The sequence below is a fragment of the Couchioplanes azureus genome (assembly GCF_014648355.1).
Lineage (GTDB): Bacteria > Actinomycetota > Actinomycetes > Mycobacteriales > Micromonosporaceae > Actinoplanes > Actinoplanes azureus.
Map to the genome: position 1 here is coordinate 303,542 of NZ_BMQY01000007.1, position 16,482 is coordinate 320,023.

Consider the following 16,482-nt stretch of genomic DNA (forward strand, 5'->3'; position numbering starts at 1 on the left):
CTCTTCCGGACGGCGCAGCGGGCTGCGGCGGGTGATCAGTCGCCGAGGCGCAGCGTCATGTAGGTGCTGTTCGGGTCCGTCGTGTAGTCCGCGAAGGGCGCGCAGGGGACGAAGCCGTGCCGGCCGTAGAGCCGCCGGGCCGGGGCGAAGAAGTCCTGGGTTCCGGTCTCCAGGCTGACGCTGCGGTATCCGCGCCGGCGGCACTCGTCGAGCAGGAACGTGAGCAGGTGGGCGGCCACCCCGCGACCGCGGGCCTCCGGACGGGTGCGCATCGTCTTGATCTCACCGGCGGAGGGGTCCAGCTCCTTCAGCGCGCCGCAGCCGAGCAGCTCGGCGCCGTCCCACACGGTCCAGAACGACACCTCGGGCGCCCGCAGCTCCGTCAGGTCCAGGGCGTGCACGCTCTCCGCGGGGGAGGTGGCGTGCATGTCGGCCAGATGGTCCGCGATCAGCCGCCGGACCTCCTCCCGGCCCAGGTCGTCGACCTCGATCCTCAGCTCCGCCGCACTCCCTTGCGTGATCATGTGACGAGTATGCGGCACCCACGCCACCTGCCGGACCGCTGCCCGGGCCGAGCCGTCCGGTGCGCAGGCCGGCGGGTGCCTGAACCCCGGCCAGGACGGTTCCGGTCTATTTCTCGGGCCGGGGGGTCCTGACGAGGGCGACGACGGCGGCCGCGGCGGCGAGGAGCAGGATGCTGCCGGCCGTCGTGGCCAGGGCGAGGCCGTCGGTGAAGGCGGTCCGGGCGGCGTCCAGCAGCGCCGCGGCCTGCGCTGCGGGCAGTGTCTCGGCGGCCGCGGCGGCGCCGGCCAGGGAGTCGTGCGCGGCCGCGGCGAGGTGGGCCGGCGTGCCGGCGGGCAGGGCGGCGTCGCGGTAGGCGCCGGTGACGACCGTGCCGAGAGTGGCGATGCCCAGGGCCATGCCGAGCTCGTAGGCGGTCTCGGAGACCGCGGAGGCGGCGCCGGCCTGGTGTGGCGGCACGACGGTGAGGATGACGTCGCTGGCCACCGTGAAGGCCAGGCCCATGCCCGCGCCCATGAGGAACAGCGCCGTGCCGAGCAGCAGGTACGGCGTGGACGCCTCGACCACGGTCAGCGTGGCCATGGCGAGGCCGCTGAGCGCCATGCCGCCGCCGAGCACCGTGCGCACGGAGGTGCGGCGGGTGGTAGCGCCGGCCAGGATGCCGAAGAGCATGGAGCCGAGCGCGGCGGGCAGCTCCGCGAGGCCCGCCTCGAGGGGGCGGTATCCCACGACGAGCTGGAAGTACTGGGACAGGAAATAGAGCAGTCCGGAGAGCCCCAGGACGGAGAGCATGCCGGCCGCGATCACGCCGCCGAAGGTGCGGTTGCGGAACAGCCGGACGTCGATGAGCGGGTGCGGCAGGCTGAGCTGGCGCCGGGCGAAGGCGAGGAGGGCCGCCACGCCGAGCATGGCGGCGGCCACCGTGCCGGTGCCCGGCCCGTGCGCGGCGATCTCCTTGACGGCGTAGACCACGCCGAGCATGCCGACCATGGACAGTGCGACGCTGGGCAGGTCCCACGGCCCGGGCTCGGGGTTCCTGGACTCGGGCAGCAGCTTGCCGCCGACCGCCAGCAGGATCGCCATGACCGGCGCGTTGATGAGGAAGGCGGAGCCCCACCAGAAGTGCTCGAGCAGGAACCCGCCGAGCACGGGGCCGAGCGCCGCGCCCGCGGACATGGCGGCGCCCCAGATGCCGATCGCCGTGCTGCGTTCCCGGCTGTCCGGGAAGAGCGTACGGATCAGCGCCAGCGTGGCGGGCATCAGCGTGGCGCCGGCGACGCCCAGCAGGACGCGGCCCGCGATCAGCCACGGTGCGCTGGGGGCGTACGCGATGGCCGTGGAGACGAGGCCGAACCCCGCGGCCCCGTACAGCAGGAGTTTCCGGCGGCCGATCCGGTCGCCGAGGGTGCCCATGGTGACCAGCAGGCCGGCGAGGACGAAGGAGTAGACGTCGCCGATCCACAGCATCTGCGTGCCGGTCGCGGCGAGGTCGCGGCCGATGGACGGCATCGCCAGGGCCAGGACGGTGCCGTCGACCGAGACGAGGAGCACCGCGAGGATCAGCGCGCCGAAGCCGAGCCAGCGCGTCGGCCGGCCCTGCGCGGTGGCGGCGGCGATGGTGGTGGTCATCGGCGCACCGCGCCGTGCAGCAGGAGCGTGGTGACCATGTGGGTGAAGTCGCGGGCGGCGGCCCGTCCGGTCTGCACGGACCACGCCGCGCCGGCCGCCAGGCTGTAGAACGCGTCGGCCAGCCAGGCCGGGCCGAGGTCGAGCCGGAACTCGCCGGCCTCCTGCCCCCGCCGGAAGAGCGCGGCGATCTCCGCGTCGATCTCGGCCCAGGCCTCGTGCGGGTGCTCGGGGTCGTACTCCTGGCTCTGGCTGTACATCAGCGCCAGGTAGGCGGACGCGTCCTGGCTGGCCGCCACGAGGCGGGCCAGGGCGTCGGTCGCCGGGCCGTCCGCGAGCCGGGCGGTGGCCAGCGCCTGCCGCATCTGTGCCACGGCGAGCTGTTCGAGGGCCGCGAAGAGCGCCGTCCGTCCGGCGAAGTGCCGGTGCAGCGTCGCCCGGCTCACCCCGGCGGCCCTGGCGATCTCGTCCTGGGTGGCGTTGGGGCGGCGGCCCAGGAACTCGGCCGCCGCCCGCAGGATGTCGTCCCGTTCCTTCACGAGACGAAGATAGCTCAGATGAGACAGAAACGTCTCACCTGAGTGCGTGCGGTCACATGACCTTGCCCTGCCGGGCGCCGGCCCAGAGATCCACGGAGGAGAAGTCGGCGTCGAGGATCTTGTCGATCAGGCCGAGCTCGTCGTCGGTGAAGGAGAGGTTGCCGAGCGTGGCCACATTCTCGTCGAGCTGCCGCACGCTGCTGGCGCCGATCACCAGCGAGGTGACGCGCGGGTCGCGCAGCGCCCAGGCGAGCGCGAGCTGGGCCAGGTTCTGCCCGCGGGCCCGGGCGACCTCGTCGAGCGCGCGCAGCCGCGAGACCAGCGCCTCGTCGATCGATCCCGGGTCCAGCGACTTGCCCTGGGTGGCGCGCGAGCCCTCCGGGATGCCGTTCAGGTACCTGCCGGTGAGCAGCCCCTGGGCCAGCGCGGTGAAGCCGATCACCCCGGCGCCCACCTCGGCCGCCGCGTCGAGCAGGCCCTCGGTCTCGATCCAGCGGTTCAGCATCGAGTACGACGGCTGGTGGATGAGCAACGGCGTGCCCAGCTCGCGCAGCAGCCCGGCCATCCGGCGGGTGTGCTCGGCGTCGTACGAGGAGATGCCCACGTAGAGGGCCTTGCCGGCGCGGACCGCGGCGTCCAGCGCCGAGGCGGTCTCCTCCAGCGGCGTCGTGGGGTCGTAGCGGTGCGAGTAGAAGATGTCGACGTAGTCCAGGCCCATCCGGCCCAGCGACTGGTCGAGGCTGGCGAGTACGTACTTGCGTCCGCCGCCGCCCCGGCCGTACGGGCCCGGCCACATGTCCCAGCCGGCCTTCGTCGAGACCACGATCTCGTCCCGGTACGGCCGCAGGTCCTCGCGCATCAGCCGGCCGAAGCTGACCTCGGCGGCGCCGTACGGCGGGCCGTAGTTGTTGGCGAGGTCGAAGTGCGTGACGCCGAGGTCGAAGGCCCGCCGGGTGATGGCGCGCTGCTGCTCGAACGGCTTGTCGTCGCCGAAGTTGTGCCAGAAACCGAGCGAGAGCACGGGCAGGTCGAGGCCCGAACGCCCGGTGCGGCGGTACTGCATTCCACTGGTGTATCGGTCCGGTGCGGCGGCGTAGATCATGACGCCACTATCCCGGCCGTGATCATGGACGTCCACCACCGGCGGCGGACGCCGCCGGTGTGTCCCCCGGTCGCGCGCGGCTCACCCGCGGCGACCCTCGCGCACGGCCGTCGCGACGGTGTCCACGTCACGCTTGGCGCTGGCCGCCGCGGCCGTCGGCGCGGGCGGCACCGCCTGCTCCACCTGCTTCTTGCCGACCAGGGCGGCGACGCCTGCCGCCGCGAAGACCACGACCATGACCGTAAGGGCGGCCAGCCAGGCGGGCCAGGCCAGCGCCAGCGCGGCACCGATCGTCAGCAGCAGGGTGGAGACGCCGTAGAGGGCGAGGACGCCGGCCCCGCCGAGCATCCCGGCCCCGGCTCCGGCCCGCTTGCCCTTCTCCACCATCTCCGTACGCGCGAGCGCCAGCTCGTCGCGCACGAGGGTGGAGACCTGCTCGGCCATCTGCTGGACGAGCACCCCCGTGGAGGCGTCCGCCGAGGGGTCCAGCCTCATCCGTGTGTCGCTCATGGCCACCACTTACCCCAGCTCAGGCGGGTTATGCGGCCGGAAGGCTCAGGTAGCCCGATCGGCTGCCGATGGCTGCGCTCACGGAAGGGGATGATCAAGGTGGGGATCCCGGCCCGGGCAACTGGCGTCGCCCGGGCCGGTGCCACTCATCCGGCACGGGTCACTCGTAGGTGTACCAGGCCGTGTGGTTCAGCATGTCGGCCGGCCGCACGGTGCCCCACGGGGTCATGGTGTCGTTGAGGTCCACGACGTTGGTGGTGTTGCCGGTCGGCAGGTAGCCGGAGCTCGGGTTCGCCCGCTGCCAGTCCGACCAGATCTTGTCGATGTGGCAGTGGTGCAGCCAGAACAGCGGGTCGTTGGGCGAGGTGCCGGTGCCCATGTCGCCGCCCACCCAGACGTGCACGAGGTTGTGCATGGCCGGACCGTTCCGCCAGCCCTCCAGCGCGTTGCGGAAGCCGGTGGTGGAGCTGCTGTTCCAGGGCGCGACGTCGTACACCCGCTGCGCCATGACCGTCTGCAGCTGGGTGGCCGTCGGCAGGCTGCGCCCGCCGGCACCCAGCGCGCGGCGCAGGTAGTTACGGCTGTCGCTGCGGACGTTGATCGTCCAGTTGCCGGTGCTGAACGCGAACGGGCCGGTGGTCACCTGACCGTCCGAGCTGCGTCCGGTGCCGCCCATGAAGTCCGCCGCGAACAGCGACGCGGTGGCGGTGCGGTCGACGGTCCAGTTCCAGTACGGCAGGTTCACCGCCGGGTTGATCGACTGCAGCGCCCGCTCGAAGTCGAGCAGGAACTGCCGGTGCCACGGCAGAAACGACGGCGAGCGGTGGCCGACGCGGTTGCCGTTGTCGGTGTCGCTGACGATGAACTGGTTGTGGGTACGGACGAAAGCGTCGTAGCGGCCGCTGCGCTTGAGCTCAAGCACGGCGTCGACGAACGCCTTCTTCTCCGTGGCGGTCAGGTTGCGCTGGTCCTTGCGTACGCCCATGAGTGGTGCAGTCGCCTTTCGGGTAAGTAGGAGGGATCAGCCGTGCTGCGGCGGCAGCAGGCGGGCACCGTCGAGCTCGTCGACGGCGGCGCGGGCGACCTCGCGCAGGGACTTGAAGCTCTCGTAGTGGTTCGACACGCTCGTGTAGGTGCCGTCGGCGTTCTGCATCACGTGCAGCGGGACGCCGTCGATGCGGATGCCGAGGTCGGCCGCGCCACCCGTGGCGGACAGGTGGTGGGCTGCGGCCTGCCTCTGCGCCGGCGAGGCGGCGCCGATCTCGATCCGCCGGCCCCGGTAGGTCTCGGTGATCTGCTTCGGCTGCGCGGCGGCGACCGGCGCGTCGACGGCGGCCTGCGAGCCACCGGCGGTGGTGACCTGCACGATGAGTGCTCCCGTGCCGGCGGCCACGGTGGCGGCGCCGGCGAACTTGAGCAGATCGCGACGTTTGGTGTTGGACATTTCCTCCCCCTTCTCCGGACGCCGGGCAGCAAAAATTCACGCCACAAAGGAAGATGAACGTAAAAATTGCTGCGCTGCTCGGCATTTCCTGAGTATTTCCGGCGCCGGAAGCGGGGCGAAGGTAACAGCGGCGCTCGGCGCCGGGCAAGGCGCTCGATGCAAGCAGTCACGGTGCAGATTCGCGCAGAGTGACTCTGCACGGCCCGTGCACCGGGCACCGCACGGGGATCGGCCTCGATAAGATCAATAAGTGATCGTCAACGGTCGATCACCGGCGTGCGCGCTGCGTCATCGCCGGTCCGCCGGGGTGAGCTGGTTCATAGCCGAACGGACAGCTCAGCTGCCGAGTCGGCCGGGGTCGAAGCCGGCACCGTCGCGGCGCGGCACGACCGGATAGACGCTCGAGTGCACCTGCCAGGACGGAGCCCGCCGCGGCGCGGGCAGCGCGACCGCCCGGTCCAGCGCGCGCAGCATGTCCTGCAGCGCGGTCGGCAGCCGCGGGTCGGTGACCACGCCGCCGGCGACGGCGCGCGGGCCGAGCGGGACGCGGATGCACGCCGGCTTGAGCACCCGGGCCCGGGCGTGCTCCAGCACCGTCTCCAGCGTCGCCAGGGCCGCCTGGTCCTGCGCCGGCGGGGAGAGCGAGAGCCACGCGGCCGGCTTGCCGCCGAGCTCGCCGCTGTCGACGAGCCAGTCCAGGAGGTTCTTCAGGCTGCCCGGCAGCGAGCCGGCGTACTCGGGGGTGCTCACCAGCACGGCCCCGGCCGCGCCGGCCCGGTGTCGCAGCAGGGCCACCGCGGCGGGCGGGACCGGCTCGCCGGGGACGAACGCGGGCAGTGCGCGCAGGCCGTCGTAGAGACTCACGGCGATGCCCGCGGGCGCGTGCCGCACCGCCGTGCGCAGCGCTGCGGTGTGCAGGGAGTCCTCTCGCGTGTCACCCGAGATCAGCAGGATGCGCGTCATGACGCCGACGATAGGGCCCCCGGCCGCGCACGGCCGGGCCCGCGCCCGCGACGCCGGGCCCGGCGTCGAGTCGGATCGAGGACGTTTCCCGGGTGAAACCGCGGCACCTCCAGGCCCTCCACCGAGCGCAAGGGCGCCACCCGCCATGCCGTGACCGGGCACTGGGCGCCGCGTGGCGGGGTGGCCGTCGTCGATGGCCGGCGCGGTCTGCGATCATCGCGGCATGCGCCTGCTGCGAGCTCTGCACGACCCCGCGGACGACGAGCGGGCCGTCGCCACGCCCGGGCTGACGCTGTCCCGGCACGATCTGCTGGGCCGTGCCGCCGCGCTCGCCGCCGAGCTGCGGGGGCTGCCGATGGCGGCCGTGCACGCGGTCCCCGCCGCGCCGACGGTCGTGGCCGTGACCGCCGGGCTGCTGGCCGGGGTGCCGATCGCTCCGGTGCCACCCGACGCCGGCGACGTGGAACGCGCGCACGTCCTGCGGGACTCCGGCGCGGCCGTGATGCTCTCCGACGATCCCGGGGCCGCCGGGAGCAGCGGGCTGCCCGTCGTGCCGGTCTCCGGGCCCGCGCGCGGGACCGTTCCCGCCGAGCCGGACGCCGGCGCCCCGGCCCTCGTGCTCTACACGAGCGGGACGACCGGCGCGCCGAAGGGCGTCGTGCTGTCGCGCCGGGCGATCGCCGCCGGGCTCGACGCGCTCGCCGAGGCATGGCAGTGGACGGCCGGCGACACTCTCGTGCACGGGTTGCCGCTCTACCATGTGCACGGGCTCGTGCTCGGCGTGCTCGGCGCGCTGCGGACCGGGTCGCGGCTCGTGCACACCGGACGGCCCACCCCGCAGGCGTACGCGCAGGCCGCGGGCAGCCTCTACTTCGGAGTGCCCACCGTCTGGTCGCGAATCTGCGCCGCCCCGCAGGAAGCGCGCGCCCTGCGGGGAGCGCGGCTGCTCGTGTCGGGCAGCGCGCCGCTGCCGGTGCCGGTCTTCACCGACCTGGCCACCCTGGCCGGGCAGGCGCCGGTGGAGCGGTACGGCATGACCGAGACCCTCATCACGGTCAGCGCCCGGGCGGACGGCGAGCGGCGCGCGGGCCACGTCGGCCTGCCCGTCGCCGGCGTGCAGACCCGCCTGGCCGGTGACTCGGGCGAGCCGCTGCCGGCCGACGGCAGCACCATCGGCCACCTCGAGGTCCGCGGCGCCACGCTCTTCGACGGCTACCTGCGGCCGGACGGCACCGCGGCCGCCCCGCTCACCGCCGACGGCTGGTACCGCACCGGCGACGTCGCGACCGTCGGGCCCGACGGCTGGCACCGCATCGTCGGCCGCGCCTCCACCGATCTGATCAAGACCGGCGGGTTCCGGGTCGGCGCCGGTGAGGTCGAGGACGCGCTGTTGCGGCACCCTGCCGTCCGGGAAGCCGCGGTGATCGGGACCCCGCACCCGGACCTGGGGGAGCAGGTGACCGCCTTCGTGGTCGCCGACGGCCGACCCGACCCGGACGAGCTGACGGCGTTCGTGGCCGCCCGGCTGGCCGCCCACAAGCGTCCCCGGCTGGTGCGCCTCGTCGCGGAACTGCCCCGCAACGCCATGGGCAAGGTCCAGAAGGCGCGCCTGAGGGAGTGAGAAGGTTCCGGACCGGGCCGGCGGGCGGCACCGGCGAGCACGGTGGTGCCACCCGAGTCGCCGCCATGCTCCGCGGTCGCGGGGGCCCCACCGGTCGCGACCGCCGTGGTAGTCTCCGGCGGCGCCATCGATGTGGCCCGATTCAATAATCTGCTTTTTCGCTGACCGCGACGCTACTAGTGTCGGGTAGCCGCCGGGAAGCTGGTCAATCACGGTGATCTTCAGCACTGTGGACGACCGACGGGGAAGCTACGGGGGCTGGGGGGCCACCATGACCACGACTGTCGCCTTCGACCGCGGTGGAGTGCAGAGCAGCGCCAAGCTGTTGCGCGAGGAACGCCGGCGGATCGCACCGGACGAACCGGGCCTGGTGCCCGCCGGCCGCGGCTGGGCGCCCGCCGCCGAGCAGATGGCCGAGCTGTGCGCCGACTGCCCGGGCACCATCGGCGACGTGCTGCGGATGCTCACCCGGGCGCAGCAGATCATGAACGAGCTGCCGCCACCCGCGGCCAACCGGGTCGCCGCGTTCAACTCGCTCTACTTCACGATCACCGACCGGGTCGAGGCGGCGCTGCGCGGCACGACGGTGCGCGACGCCGACTTCCTCGAACTGCTCGACGTGGAGTTCGCCAAGCGCTACTTCGAGGCGCTGCGCCTCTGGGGCGACGAGAACCGCGCCACCCCGGACGCCTGGGAGATCCTCTTCCGGCGGGCCCAGGACCACCGGCTCAGCAAGCTCGCCGCCGCGATGCTGGGCGTGAACGCGCACATCAACCACGACCTGGCGCTGGCCCTGATCGCCACGTGGGAACGCCTCGGCCCGCCGCGCGACGACCTGGTCCACCCGGACTACCTGCTGGTCAACGACATCTTCTACGCCGAGATCCCGGCCCTGCGCCGCCGCTACTCGACGAGCTGGCAGCTGCGCATCGACGGCCTGGTCGGCGACCTGGACGACTGGAGTCAGCGGGTCCTCGTGGCCGCGACCCGCGCCCGCGCCTGGGAGCAGGCCGAGCGGCTCTGGGCGCTGCGCGACGACGAGGAGGACCTGGCGCGGGCCCTGCTCGTGATGGACCGCGCCTCGGCGTACGTGGGGGAGCTGCTGATCACCGGCGACGGCGTGGTGAACCGGGTGGGCGCGGCACTGCGCGCCGGCCGCGACACCGTGCGGACGGGCGTCGGCCGCCTGCTGGGCCGCCGGAGCGCCGCGGTCCGCTGAGCGCAAGCGCCGCCGAGCGCCGCGGCCCGCTGAGCGCAAGCGCCGCCGGAGCGCCGCGGCCCGCTGAGCGCAAGCGCCGCCGGAGCGCCGCGGCCCGCTGAGCGCAAGCGCCGCCGGGGCCTCGTGCGGAAGTGGCCGCCGGGGCGTCGCGGTGCGCTGAGGGCAGGGGCGCGTTCGTCGACCGTGGGGGCCCGCCGGGCGCGGAAGTGGAGGATTCCGCGCCCGGCGAGGCCACCCGTGCATGCCCCGCAGCGGCGAACCGCCGGCTCCGGGGCGGCGGGTCACGACGAGACGGCCGGCCTCTCCTCGGCGCTGCCCTCGACGACCGGGCCGCTCTCGCTCTTCAGCGCCGGCGCGCCGGTCGTGGTGGAGATGTCGATGCGGCGCGGCTTGGCGGCCTGCGCGATCGGGATGGTGAGCGTCAGCACGCCGTCCTGCCAGGTCGCCGCGATGCGGTCGAGGTCGAGACCGTCGCCGAGGGTCAGGCGGCGCTCGAAGGTGCCGGTGACGCGTTCGCGGCGCAGCCACTGGACGTCGGAGTCGGTGCGCGGCGAGCGCTCGGCGCGGATGGTGAGGATGCGGTTGTCGACGTCGACCTGGACCGAGCCGGGGTCGACACCGGCCAGGTCACAGTGCAGGACGAAGTGGTCACCGGAGCGGTAGAGGTCCATCGGCATCGCGGCGGTCGCGGCCCCGCCGGCCCCGGGGGCGGCGCCGAGAACCTGGCCGGCCAGGCGGTCGAGCTCGCGGAAAGGATCGAAGGTCAGCACCACAATCCACCTCCTCGTGCGGCCCGCCGGACGATCCGGCGGGCATGTGGCGCTCGGCGATCTGATCTTCTCTGCCGAGGTCGCACAGCCTGCCCCGAGGTGGTCATCACCGCGGTTGAGCTGCAGCGACAGTTCATTTTTTAGCACTGTCCCCTGGCGAGTGCCAAGAGGCGCCGCAAGATTTTTCTGCGAGGATGGCGCCATGCCCGCTCTCGTCGACCGCTCCGGCCACCGCTACCCGATCGATGAGCCGCGGTGGCGCGGCGACGACGGTTCGCCGCTCATGGTGGCGCCGCTGCCCGGCATCACCCGCGCCGACGTCGACACCTCCGTGCGCTCGCTGTGGCGCTATGCCGCCGCCCTGCCGGCACCGATCGCGCGCCCGGTGACCCTCGGCGAGGGGCGGACGCCGCTGCTGCCCCTCGAGCTCGACGGCGTCGCGTTGCGGGTCAAGCCGGAGTGGCTGAACCCGACCGGCAGCTTCAAGGACCGCGGCACCACCGTCATGGTCTCGGCCCTGCGCCAGCAGGGCGTCACCGAGATTCTGGAGGACAGCAGCGGCAACGGCGGTTCGTCGGTCGCCGCGTACGCGGCCGCCGCCGGGATCCGCGCCACGATCCTGGCTCCCGAGGCGACCTCCCCGGCCAAGATCCAGCAGAGCCGGGTGCACGGGGCCACCGTGGAGCTGGTGCCCGGCAGCCGCCAGCACACCGCCGACGCGGCCCTCCGGCGTTCCGCCTCGGTGTTCTACGCCAGCCACAACTGGCACCCGTTCTTCCTGCAGGGCACGAAGCTGCTGGCGTACGAGATCTGGGAGGACCTGGGCTTCGCCGGGCCGGACGCGGTCGTCGTGCCGTGCGGTGCCGGCAGCCTGGTGCTGGGCCTGCACCTCGGCTTCGGGGAGCTGCTGTCCTCCGGCGCGATCACGCGCCGCCCGCGCCTGCTGGTCGCCCAGCCGCGGCACTGCGCGCCGCTCGTCGCGGCCTTCGACAGCGGCGCGAGCGAGACCGTGCCCGCGCAGTGGGCGCCGACGGTCGCCGAAGGTACGGCCATCGCCCGGCCCGTGCGCGACCGGGAGGTGCTCGAGGCGGTCCGGGTCTCCGGCGGTGACCTGGCGGCGGTGGCCGAGCACGACATCGGCCCGGCGACGTTCGAGCTGGCCGGACGCGGCCTCTACGCCGAGCCGACCAGCGCGATCGTGGTCCCGGCCGCACGCGAGTTCCTGCGCCGGGGCTCGCTGCGCCGCGACGAGACCACGGTGATGATCCTGACCGGCTCGGCGCTGAAGGCCGCGGACGCGGTGGGCCGCCTGCTCGCGGCGGCGACGACACCTTGAGGGACGCCGGCCGGGCCGGCGGCTATCCGGCGCCGGGCACGGTCGGCAGGGTCGGCAGGATGGTGCGGCTGCGGCCCGGCCGCGGATAGGCCTGCGCCGCGGCGGCGAGCCGGGCCGCGTGGTCGCGCTGCTTCTGCCAGTGCCCGTAGAGGGCGCCGCGCTGCGAGAGCCGGTCCACCTCGCGGACGGTCGCCGGGTCGACGTCGCCCGGCGGGGCGTCCCGCCACGGGGTGCCGGGCAGCGGCATGAAGGTGTGCGCGTGGATGCGCGCCCCGAGCTCGGCCAGCTCCCGGGCCAGGGCCAGCGAGTCCGCGACGTCCCGCTCGTCCTCGCCGGGCATGCCGAAGATCATGTCGACGTTGATCCGGAAGCCCTCCTCGACGCCGAGCCGCGCGGCCCGCTTGACCTCCTCCACGCCGTGGCCGCGCTTGGCCGCGCCGAGCACCCGGTCGGAGCCCGACTGGGCGCCCACGATGATGTTGTTGTTGTCGCAGTACTTCTTGACCAGGCGCAGAGCGTCGCGGCTGACGTGCTCGGGGCGGATCTCGCTGGGGAAGCTGCCGAAGAAGACCCGGCCGTTCGGGCCGATGCCCTCGCGGCAGCTGGCGAGAAGCTCTTCGACGGCGTCGAGGTTCGGCTCTTCCGTCTGGCTGCCGTAGCTCAGCGCCGTCGGGGTGATGAACCGGACGTCCCGCAGGCCGCGGGCACGCATCCGATCGACGTGCCACCGTACGTTCTCGACGCTGCGGTGCCGGAACCGCGCCGAGAACATGAACGGCGTCTGGCAGAACCGGCACGAGAAGACGCAGCCTCTCGTGATCTCCAGAGCGTTGAAGCGGTCCCACTTGAGGGAGAACCCGCGGAAGTCGCCGAGCGGCCGGCGCTCGGGCCGTCCCGTCTTGACGATCCCGCCGGTCTCGTCGCGGTACACCAGCCCGGTGACCCCGGCCGGGTCCCCCACGGCGTCCACCAGCCGCAGCAGGGTGGTCTCGCCCTCGCCGACGGCGGCGACGTCCCAGCCCGCGTCCAGGGTCTGCACCGGCTCGGCGGTGGCGTGCACCCCGCCCGCCACGTGCCGGACCCGGTCGTCGTCGGCCAGGGTCCGGATGTGGGCCAGCTCGGCGGCGAGCGCGTCCGCGTCGGGCGAGTAGAACGACCAGAGGACCAGCACCCGGGCACCCGACGCGAGAGCACTGTGGATGTGCTCCGCGGTGGTCTCGGGGGTGTCGCCGAAGCGGACCTCGTACCGGGTGGTGGTCTCGTGCTCCTCCAGGGCGCCGAGCAGCACGTGGAAGCCGTACGTCACGGCCTTGCGGTAGCGCAGGATCAGGACGAGGTCCGGGCCGCTCATCCCGCGATTGTGCCAGGAGCCCGGACCGTTCGGCCGCGCGCCGGGCGGGGCCGGAAGGCGGTCGTCGTGGCGGCCCCGGCTGCCCCGATCTGCGCGACCCGTGGTTCGGCGTTGACACGGGCGAAACATTCGGGATCCGTACCCGTAACGCCCGGTGGCGAGCATCTGTCGGGTGAGAGCCGAGCAGAACGACGGTGCGGGACCGCTCGCCGGGTTCACCGTGGCCGTCACCGCCGAGCGGCGGCGCGACGAGCTCGCCGCCCTGCTGGAGCGGCGCGGCGCGCGGGTCGTCGTCGCGCCCGTCATCACCATCGTGCCGGTGCGCGACGACCGGGCCCTGCAGGCCGCGACCGAGGTCTGCGTGGGGCTCGCCCCGGACATCGTCGTCGCCACCACCGGCATCGGCTTCCGGGGCTGGCTGGAGGCCGCCGAGGGGTGGGGGATGGGCGACGCCCTGCGGGCCGCGCTGCGCCGGGCCCGGGTGATCGCCCGGGGCGCCAAGCCGTGCGGGGCCATCCGGGCCGCCGGCCTCACCGAGGACTGGTCCGCCGCGACCGAGTCGTCGGAGGAGATCCTGCAGTGGCTGCTGGCACAGGGGGTCTCCGGCCGGCGGATCGCCGTCCAGCTGCACGGCGGCCCGCAGGCCGGGTTCACCGGGGCGCTGCGCGCGGCCGGGGCCACCGTCGTGGAGATCCCGGTCTACCGGTGGACGCTGCCGGCGGACATGGCACCGGTGCACCGCCTCGTCGGCCGCCTCACCGCCGGGCAGCTCGACGCCGTCACGTTCACCAGCGCCCCGGCCGTGCAGGCCCTGCTGGAGACCGCCGGCGACGCCGCCCCCGAGGTGCTGGACCGGTTCCGCGGCCGCACCATGGCGGCCTGCGTGGGGCCGGTCACCGCGGCCTCGCTGGTCGAGCAGGGCGTGCCCGTGGTCACCCCGCACCGGTCCCGGCTCGGCGCCCTGGTCAAGGTCGTCACGGACGAGCTGCCGCGCCGGGCGCCGCGGCTGCGGGTGGCCGGGGACGAGCTGGAGATCCGCGGGCACGCGGTGCTCGTCGACGGTCGCCTGCGCAACCTCGCGCCGGCCGCGATGGCCATCCTCGGCGCGCTCGCCGCCCGCCCGGGCGCCGTCGTCGCCCGCGAGCGGCTGGCCGGCGCCCTGCCCCGGGGCACCGACGCGCACGCGGTGGACGTCGCCATCGCGCGGCTGCGCACCGCCCTCGGCGGCGGCGGGCACATCGAGACCGTCATCAAGCGCGGCTACCGGCTGCGGGTCGACGACGTGGATCTCACATCCCGCGTACACACGTTGTAAAGAATTGCGAACGTCGAGGCAATCGGCACGGGCGGGGAATGGAAACGACGGCCCGCCACCATCGTGGGCGTGACGGTCACCGAGACGCATTGCCCGTACTGCGCTCTGCAGTGCGGCATCCGGCTGACACCCGTGATCCCGCGGGTGCACCTGGAACCCGCCGACTTCCCGGTGAACCGCGGCGGCCTCTGCGCCAAGGGGTGGACCGCCGCGGAGCTGCTCGACCACCGGGACCGCCTGCTGAGCCCGCTGGTGCGCGAGGACCCCGCGGACCGCCGCAGCCCGCTGCGCCCGGCCACCTGGGACGAGGCCCTGGACCGGATCGTCACCGCGATCCGCGCCAGCCAGCAACGGTACGGCCCGGACAGCGTCGGCGCGTTCGGCGGCGGCGGGCTCACCAACGAGAAGGCGTACGCGCTCGGCAAGTTCGTCCGGGTGGCGCTGCGCTCGGCGTCCATCGACTACAACGGCCGGTTCTGCATGTCGTCGGCGGCCACCGCCGCCAACCGGGCGCTCGGCGTCGACCGCGGGCTGCCCTTCCCGCTGGAGGACGTCGCCCGGGCGCGCACGGTGCTGCTGGTCGGCGCCAACCCGGCCGACGCCATGCCGCCCTCGATGCAGTACCTCGACGCGGGGCGGGCCGAGGGCGCCCGGCACATCGTGGTGGACCCGCGGCTGACGGCGACGGCGAAGGGTGCGTACCGGCACCTGCAGCCGCTGCCCGGCACGGACCTGGCGCTGGCCAACGGCCTGCTGCACCTCGCGATCCGCGAGGGCCTGGTGGACGAGGACTACATCCGGGACCGGACGAGCGGCTTCGAGGCGGTCCGCGCCGCGGTCAACGCCTACTGGCCCGCCCGGGTCGAGCGGATGACCGGCGTGCCGGAGGCGCACCTGCGCGAGACGGTCCGGCTGCTCGCCACCGAGGGCCCGGCGATGATCCTCACCGCCCGCGGCGCGGAGCAGCACAGCAACGGCACGGACACCGCCCAGGCCTACCTCAACCTCGCCCTCGCGCTGGGCCTGGTCGGGCGCCCGTACTCGGGCTACGGCACGATCACCGGCCAGGGCAACGGGCAGGGCGGGCGCGAGCACGGGCAGAAGGCCGACCAGCTGCCCGGCTACCGGCGCCTCGACGACCCCGCCGCCCGCGCGCACGTGGCGAAGGTGTGGGGGATCGACCCTTCCGAGCTGCCGATGCCCGGGAAGTCGGCGTACGAGATGCTCGACCGGCTCGGCACCGACGGCGGGGTGCGGGTCCTGCTCGTGCTGGCCAGCAACATCGCCGTCTCCGCGCCGCACGCCACCCACGTGATCGACCGGCTGCGCGCGCTCGACCTGCTCGTGGTCTCCGACATCTTCCTCTCCGAGACCGCCGCCCTCGCCGACGTGGTCCTGCCGACGGCGCAGTGGGCCGAGGAGGAGGGCACGATGACCAATCTGGAGGGCCGGGTCATCCGCCGCCGCCGGGCCCTGCCCCCGCCCGGCGAGGTCCGCACCGACCTGCGCTTCCTCGCCGACCTCGCGGGGCGCCTCGGCCGCGGCGAGTTCTTCAGCGCCGAGCCGCGCGAGGTGTTCGAGGAGCTGCGCCGGGCCAGCGCCGGCGGGATCGCCGACTACGCCGGCATCACCTACGAGCGGCTCGACGCCGAGCAGGGCGTGTTCTGGCCGTGCCCGTCCGAGGACCACCCGGGCACGCCGCGGCTGTTCGCCGAGGACTTCCCGACGCCCGACGGGCGGGCGCGGTTCGTGCGGGTCGAGCACCGCGACCCGCACGAGCTTCCCGACCGGCATTACCCGTACGTCCTGACGACCGGCCGCACGATGCAGCAGTACCAGAGCGGCAACCAGACCCGCCGCGTCGCCGCGCTGACCATGGCGACGCCGGAGCCGCGCGTCGAGCTGCACCCCGACCTGGCCCGGCGGCACGGCATCGCCGACAGCGACCTGGTCGAGCTGCGCAGCCGCCGCGGTCGCGCGCTCTTCCGGGCCCGGCTCGACCCCGGCATCCGCCCGGACACCGTCTTCGCGCCGTTCCACTGGGGCGGCGACAACGCCGTCAACGCCCTCACCGATCCCGCGCTCGACCGGCACTCCCGGATGCCGGCCTTCAAGGCGTGCGCGGTCGCGATCTCGCGAACCGAGGAAGAAGGGAACCGCTGAA

At 74.0% G+C, this 16,482-nt stretch carries 15 protein-coding genes; 5 read left to right on the top strand and 10 right to left on the bottom strand.

Features of this window, described 5'->3' with window-relative positions:
- Positions 1 to 35 precede the first annotated feature (35 nt).
- The 8 genes from IEY99_RS24970 to IEY99_RS25005 form a co-directional block, all read right to left on the bottom strand.
- On the bottom strand, positions 36 to 524 hold the full coding sequence (locus IEY99_RS24970; protein WP_189206485.1) for a GNAT family N-acetyltransferase: 489 nt from the start codon (positions 522 to 524) through the stop codon (positions 36 to 38).
- Between the two features lie 106 nt (positions 525 to 630).
- On the bottom strand, positions 631 to 2,151 hold the full coding sequence (locus IEY99_RS24975) for an MFS transporter (protein ID WP_189206486.1): 1,521 nt from the start codon (positions 2,149 to 2,151) through the stop codon (positions 631 to 633).
- Positions 2,148 to 2,687 (bottom strand): TetR/AcrR family transcriptional regulator, encoded by a 540-nt coding sequence (locus tag IEY99_RS24980; RefSeq protein WP_229799215.1) that lies wholly within the window; start codon positions 2,685 to 2,687, stop codon positions 2,148 to 2,150. The genes IEY99_RS24975 and IEY99_RS24980 overlap by 4 nt, the downstream gene beginning before the upstream one ends.
- A gap of 52 nt (positions 2,688 to 2,739) precedes the next feature.
- Positions 2,740 to 3,789 (bottom strand): L-glyceraldehyde 3-phosphate reductase, encoded by a 1,050-nt coding sequence (gene mgrA, locus IEY99_RS24985; protein ID WP_189206487.1) that lies wholly within the window; start codon positions 3,787 to 3,789, stop codon positions 2,740 to 2,742.
- A gap of 81 nt (positions 3,790 to 3,870) precedes the next feature.
- Positions 3,871 to 4,299: a phage holin family protein gene (locus tag IEY99_RS24990; protein ID WP_229799216.1), complete on the bottom strand. Its 429-nt coding sequence runs from the start codon at positions 4,297 to 4,299 to the stop codon at positions 3,871 to 3,873.
- Between the two features lie 160 nt (positions 4,300 to 4,459).
- Complete coding sequence (gene melC2, locus IEY99_RS24995) at positions 4,460 to 5,284, bottom strand: tyrosinase MelC2 (RefSeq protein ID WP_189206488.1); 825 nt, start codon at positions 5,282 to 5,284, stop codon at positions 4,460 to 4,462.
- A gap of 36 nt (positions 5,285 to 5,320) precedes the next feature.
- Complete coding sequence (locus tag IEY99_RS25000; RefSeq protein ID WP_189206489.1) at positions 5,321 to 5,743, bottom strand: tyrosinase family oxidase copper chaperone; 423 nt, start codon at positions 5,741 to 5,743, stop codon at positions 5,321 to 5,323.
- 336 nt (positions 5,744 to 6,079) lie between these two features.
- On the bottom strand, positions 6,080 to 6,706 hold the full coding sequence (locus tag IEY99_RS25005; RefSeq protein WP_189206490.1) for an NADPH-dependent FMN reductase: 627 nt from the start codon (positions 6,704 to 6,706) through the stop codon (positions 6,080 to 6,082).
- Between the two features lie 223 nt (positions 6,707 to 6,929).
- Here IEY99_RS25005 and IEY99_RS25010 point away from each other — a divergent pair, with 223 nt between their 5' ends.
- Both IEY99_RS25010 and IEY99_RS25015 read left to right on the top strand, forming a co-directional pair.
- The gene (locus IEY99_RS25010; protein ID WP_189206491.1) at positions 6,930 to 8,327 is read left to right on the top strand and encodes an acyl-CoA synthetase; all 1,398 of its coding nucleotides are present in this window, start codon (positions 6,930 to 6,932) and stop codon (positions 8,325 to 8,327) included.
- 271 nt (positions 8,328 to 8,598) lie between these two features.
- Positions 8,599 to 9,546, top strand: coding sequence for a DUF5995 family protein (locus IEY99_RS25015; RefSeq protein ID WP_189206492.1), 948 nt, complete (start codon positions 8,599 to 8,601; stop codon positions 9,544 to 9,546).
- A 281-nt stretch (positions 9,547 to 9,827) separates the two neighbouring features.
- On the opposite strand, the gene IEY99_RS25020 is transcribed toward IEY99_RS25015, so the two are convergent.
- Positions 9,828 to 10,319, bottom strand: a complete 492-nt coding sequence (locus tag IEY99_RS25020; RefSeq protein WP_189206493.1) for an Hsp20/alpha crystallin family protein — start codon at positions 10,317 to 10,319, stop codon at positions 9,828 to 9,830.
- 199 nt (positions 10,320 to 10,518) lie between these two features.
- On the opposite strand from IEY99_RS25020, the gene IEY99_RS25025 reads away from it, so the two are divergent.
- Positions 10,519 to 11,652 (top strand): threonine synthase, encoded by a 1,134-nt coding sequence (locus IEY99_RS25025; protein ID WP_189206494.1) that lies wholly within the window; start codon positions 10,519 to 10,521, stop codon positions 11,650 to 11,652.
- Between the two features lie 22 nt (positions 11,653 to 11,674).
- Here the strand turns inward: IEY99_RS25025 and IEY99_RS25030 are convergent, their stop codons facing one another.
- Positions 11,675 to 13,003: a TIGR04013 family B12-binding domain/radical SAM domain-containing protein gene (locus IEY99_RS25030; protein WP_189206495.1), complete on the bottom strand. Its 1,329-nt coding sequence runs from the start codon at positions 13,001 to 13,003 to the stop codon at positions 11,675 to 11,677.
- A gap of 172 nt (positions 13,004 to 13,175) precedes the next feature.
- On the opposite strand from IEY99_RS25030, the gene IEY99_RS25035 reads away from it, so the two are divergent.
- Both IEY99_RS25035 and IEY99_RS25040 read left to right on the top strand, forming a co-directional pair.
- Positions 13,176 to 14,318, top strand: coding sequence for a uroporphyrinogen-III synthase (locus IEY99_RS25035; RefSeq protein ID WP_189206496.1), 1,143 nt, complete (start codon positions 13,176 to 13,178; stop codon positions 14,316 to 14,318).
- A gap of 69 nt (positions 14,319 to 14,387) precedes the next feature.
- On the top strand, positions 14,388 to 16,481 hold the full coding sequence (locus IEY99_RS25040; RefSeq protein ID WP_189206497.1) for a molybdopterin oxidoreductase family protein: 2,094 nt from the start codon (positions 14,388 to 14,390) through the stop codon (positions 16,479 to 16,481).
- Position 16,482 lies beyond the last annotated feature (1 nt).

What these genes read in the sequence shown, in the direction of transcription:
- IEY99_RS24970 (WP_189206485.1), bottom strand. Translation starts at nt 524, where the DNA reads ATGATCACGCAAGGGAGTGCGGCGGAGCTGAGGATCGAGGTCGACGAC.
- mgrA (WP_189206487.1), bottom strand. Translation starts at nt 3,789, where the DNA reads ATGATCTACGCCGCCGCACCGGACCGATACACCAGTGGAATGCAGTAC.
- IEY99_RS25025 (WP_189206494.1), top strand. Translation starts at nt 10,519, where the DNA reads ATGCCCGCTCTCGTCGACCGCTCCGGCCACCGCTACCCGATCGATGAG.
- IEY99_RS25015 (WP_189206492.1), top strand. Translation starts at nt 8,599, where the DNA reads ATGACCACGACTGTCGCCTTCGACCGCGGTGGAGTGCAGAGCAGCGCC.
- melC2 (WP_189206488.1), bottom strand. Translation starts at nt 5,284, where the DNA reads ATGGGCGTACGCAAGGACCAGCGCAACCTGACCGCCACGGAGAAGAAG.
- IEY99_RS25005 (WP_189206490.1), bottom strand. Translation starts at nt 6,706, where the DNA reads ATGACGCGCATCCTGCTGATCTCGGGTGACACGCGAGAGGACTCCCTG.
- IEY99_RS25030 (WP_189206495.1), bottom strand. Translation starts at nt 13,003, where the DNA reads ATGAGCGGCCCGGACCTCGTCCTGATCCTGCGCTACCGCAAGGCCGTG.
- IEY99_RS25010 (WP_189206491.1), top strand. Translation starts at nt 6,930, where the DNA reads ATGCGCCTGCTGCGAGCTCTGCACGACCCCGCGGACGACGAGCGGGCC.
- IEY99_RS25000 (WP_189206489.1), bottom strand. Translation starts at nt 5,743, where the DNA reads ATGTCCAACACCAAACGTCGCGATCTGCTCAAGTTCGCCGGCGCCGCC.
- IEY99_RS24990 (WP_229799216.1), bottom strand. Translation starts at nt 4,299, where the DNA reads ATGAGCGACACACGGATGAGGCTGGACCCCTCGGCGGACGCCTCCACG.
- IEY99_RS24975 (WP_189206486.1), bottom strand. Translation starts at nt 2,151, where the DNA reads ATGACCACCACCATCGCCGCCGCCACCGCGCAGGGCCGGCCGACGCGC.